Origin of the sequence: Bacillus sp. 522_BSPC, assembly GCF_001076885.1 — a bacterium.
In the GTDB taxonomy this organism is placed as follows: domain Bacteria; phylum Bacillota; class Bacilli; order Bacillales; family Cytobacillaceae; genus Niallia; species Niallia hominis.
This window is the reverse complement of record NZ_JVDT01000055.1, coordinates 1-3,815: the sequence shown is the minus strand read 5'-3', so window position 1 is coordinate 3,815 and position 3,815 is coordinate 1. Positions and strand designations below refer to the sequence as shown.

Annotated in this window: 3 protein-coding genes; 2 read left to right on the top strand and 1 reads right to left on the bottom strand. The window is 37.5% G+C overall.

Annotated elements, in window-relative coordinates; translation table 11 throughout:
• Both ADJ83_RS04245 and ADJ83_RS04240 read left to right on the top strand, forming a co-directional pair.
• The gene (locus tag ADJ83_RS04245; protein WP_342585608.1) at positions 1–2,982 is read left to right on the top strand and encodes an acyl-CoA dehydratase activase-related protein; all 2,982 of its coding nucleotides are present in this window, start codon (positions 1–3) and stop codon (positions 2,980–2,982) included.
• 104 nt (positions 2,983–3,086) lie between these two features.
• The gene (locus tag ADJ83_RS04240) at positions 3,087–3,416 is read left to right on the top strand and encodes a four-helix bundle copper-binding protein (protein WP_031539133.1); all 330 of its coding nucleotides are present in this window, start codon (positions 3,087–3,089) and stop codon (positions 3,414–3,416) included.
• 206 nt (positions 3,417–3,622) lie between these two features.
• Here ADJ83_RS04240 and ADJ83_RS04235 read toward each other — a convergent pair.
• A partial coding sequence (locus ADJ83_RS04235; protein WP_048717084.1) for a winged helix-turn-helix domain-containing protein occupies positions 3,623–3,815 on the bottom strand: 193 nt, incomplete at its 5' end.

The following is a 3,815-nucleotide window of genomic DNA, read 5'->3' as shown; positions in this document are numbered from 1 at the left end:
ATCATTGATATTGGCGGACAGGACATGAAGTGTATTAAAATCAAGGATGGCATCATTGATCGGATTATTCTAAATGAAGCATGTTCATCTGGGTGTGGATCATTCTTAGAAAGTTTTGCCGAAACATTAGGGCAGGTTGTTCAAGATTTTTCCCAACTTGCATTAACTGCAAAAAATCCGGTAGATCTCGGATCTCGCTGTACAGTCTTTATGAATTCAAAAGTGAAACAGGTGCAGAAGGAAGGAGCAAGCCTTGCTGATATTTCCGCGGGTTTATCGTATTCAGTTGTCATGAATGCTCTTTATAAAGTTATCAAACTGAAATCAGCAGACGAAATGGGAAATAAAATCGTTGTACAAGGTGGAACCTTTTTAAATAATGCTGTATTAAGAACCTTTGAAAAATTGACAGGAAGAGAAGTCGTTCGGCCTGATTTAGCTGGACTGATGGGCGCTTATGGAAGTGCATTACTTTCTAAACAAAGAAGAAAAGTAGGGGAGGAATCGACACTTCTTCCTGCTGAAAGTCTTCATGAATTTCAAGTGACTACCACGCATCGACGCTGCGGACTTTGTGGATATCGCTGCCCACTTACGATTAACCGTTTTGCGGATAGACAAACATTCATTACTGGAAATCGTTGTGAACGGGGTGCCGGAAAACCAAAAGTTAAAAGTACCTTACCTAATTTGGCTAAAGAAAAATTACACCATTTGTTCCATCGGACAGGTGTAACAGGGACGGCTGCATACCGAGGGAAGATTGGCATTCCTCGCGTATTAAACTTTTATGAGAATTATCCATACTGGCACCGATTTTTAACTGAGCTTGGATTTGAAGTTATTTTATCAGACCATTCAAGTAAAGAGATGTTTGAAAAGGGAATAGAAACCCTACCATCTGAATCGGTTTGTTATCCAGCAAAACTTACTCATGGACATATCATGAACTTAATAGAAAAAGGAGTAGAGAAAATTTTTTATCCTTCTATCGTGTATGAAAAGAAGGAAAATGAAATGCAACAAAACCATTATAATTGTCCAATTGTTGCTTCTTACCCTGAAGTCATTCGCGTAAATATGGATAGAATATTTACAGAACATCATATTCAATTTTTAAACCCATTTTTATCCATTGAAAAATCAACTTCCCTTGTGAAGGAATTGTTCATTTGTTTTGGGGATATTTCGAAACTGGAAATTAAGCAAGCTTTAAAGGAAGCTGAACGAGAACAAATGGCATATATAGAATGGCTGCATCAGCGTGGCGAAGAAGTAGTAGCGCAATTAGAAAAAGAAAATAAAAAGGGAATTGTGATGGCGGCTCGTCCGTATCATATTGACCCAGGCATTAATCATGGATTACCGGATGAAATTATTCGCCTGGGAATGGCCGTTTTAACTGAAGATTCCATTGCACACCTTGTTCCAGAGCAGAAACATGTAGGATCAGTCAATCAATGGACCTTTCATTCCCGTTTGTATCGTGCTGCAGATGTGGTAAAAAAATACCCTCAATTGGAATTACTACAACTAACTTCTTTTGGCTGTGGAATTGACGCTATTACGACGGATACGGTCGAAGAAATTTTGGCTGAAGATGATCAACTATATACTTGGATAAAAATGGACGAAGTAAGTAACTTTGGTGCGGCCAGAATTCGTCTTCGTTCATTAAAGGCAGCCATGGATGAAAGAGAATCGGGTGTGGCTTCTGCAAAGGTTAAACCTTTGCAGAAAAGACACGAAGAGATTTTTACTAAGGAATCGAAAGAAGGCTATACCATTCTAGCTCCACAGATGCTGCCTACCCATTTTTCGCTATTTGAAAAAGCATTTCAACTTCATGGTTATCATATGAAGGTTATTAAGAGAGTCTCCAATCATGATGTGGAAGAGGGATTACGGTATGTTCATAATGATGCTTGTTTTCCGGCTATTATTACAATAGGTCAATTGGTCGCAGCTTTGAAAAGTGGCGAATATGATTTAGACCGGACTGCCGTTATTATGTCACAGACTGGTGGAGGATGCCGGGCAACCAATTATTTACCACTTCTGAAAAAGGCATTAATAAGTGCTGGAATGTCTCAAGTTCCGGTCCTTTCATTGAATGCTGGTGGAATAGACGGAGTCAATCATACAGGATTTAAAGTAACCCTTCCGTTGGTAAAAAAACTCGTTATTGCTGCATGTCTTGGTGATCTCCTGATGAGATTAAAATTGGCAGTCAGACCATATGAAATAGTAAAAGGGACCTCTGAAGCACTGTATGATAAATGGGAAGAGCACTGTAAAGAATTGCTAGAATACTTTTCAATGAGAGAATATAAAAAAGTTGTCCATTCGATGATAAAAGATTTTAAGCAGATTAATGTAATGCCCATGAACAAACCACGTATTGGTATTGTTGGTGAAATCCTTATTAAATTCCACCCTTATGCTAATAATCAGCTTATCGACATTATCGAGAAAGAGGGAGGAGAAGCCGTTGTTCCTGACTTTATTGATTTCTTTTTATATGGTCTTTATAATCGCAACTTCAAAGCAGATCATTTTGGAATGTCAAAAATAAATGCAGGGCTTGGCAAAGTGGCGATTGAATTTATTGAATATTACCGAAGTCCAATACGGACTGCATTATTGGAGAGTGAACGCTTTGAAGCACCATTGGAAATTACTGAAATTGCAGGTAAAGCATCAAACTATTTAAGTTTAGGAAATCAAATGGGTGAAGGATGGCTCTTACCAGGAGAAATTGCAGAACTCATGGACACCGGTGTCGAAAATGTGATTTGTGTGCAGCCATTTGGTTGTCTGCCAAACCAAGTAATTGGAAGGGGAATGTTTAACGCCATTAAAAAGGATTATCCTAATGCCAATCTTGTTTCAATTGACTATGATTCGAGTATAAGCAAAGTAAATCAGCTTAATCGCATCAAACTTATGATGAATATTGCCAAAAGTAAAATAGAGTGTTAAATCGAATAAACGAAAAAAATGTCATGGTTAGGATAAAATACTTCAACTAGGAAACAATACTCTGTATTCCATTAGGACCTAATTATTCAAAGGAGGATTTTAAGATGACAATGTCATATGAAGAGTGTATCAAAGCCTGTTTGGAATGTATGGAAGCATGTAATGGATGTTATGATGCTTGTTTAAAAGAAGAAGATGTAAAAATGATGGCTGAATGTATTCGCATTAATCGGGAATGCGCTGATATTTGTGCGTTAGCAGCAAAGGCAATGCAATCAGATAGCCCAGTCGCTAAGCAGATTTGTCGTCTATGTGCAGAAATTTGTGAAGCGTGTGGGAAAATATGCGAACAGCATAGCCATGCTGAACACTGCAAAAAGTGCGCAGAATCTTGCTTTAAATGTGCAGAAGTTTGTCGCAAAATGGCATCTTAATTTGAAAAATAAATTATTCAATCAATACGGCGACTTTTATTGATCGCCGTATTTTTCAATAGCCAATAATTTAAATCCACTAATAAAAATTTGTATAGTTAAAGGAAGTTGAAAGTCTACAAAAAAGCTTAAATCTCAGTTAAACGGTTGAGAATTGGCCTATGTAATTACGTTGTAAATACGTTTTTCCTGAAGGTACCCCTTTATTACTTTTCAGTAGCAGAAAAACTCACTTCTATATTTTCGGAATTTAACCCATGGGTATCCCACCGATAACCTACACCCCAAATAGTTATTAAGTGTAAATCAATAGGAAACCCTGCTTCTTTTAATTTATGTCTGATATTTCTTATATAGGAATGCACGGTACGTTCACTAACCGCAGTTCTTTTCCCCCAG

Excerpts from the sequence above, each read along its gene's own strand:
- ADJ83_RS04240 (WP_031539133.1), top strand. The coding sequence starts at position 3,087 with ATGACAATGTCATATGAAGAGTGTATCAAAGCCTGTTTGGAATGTATG.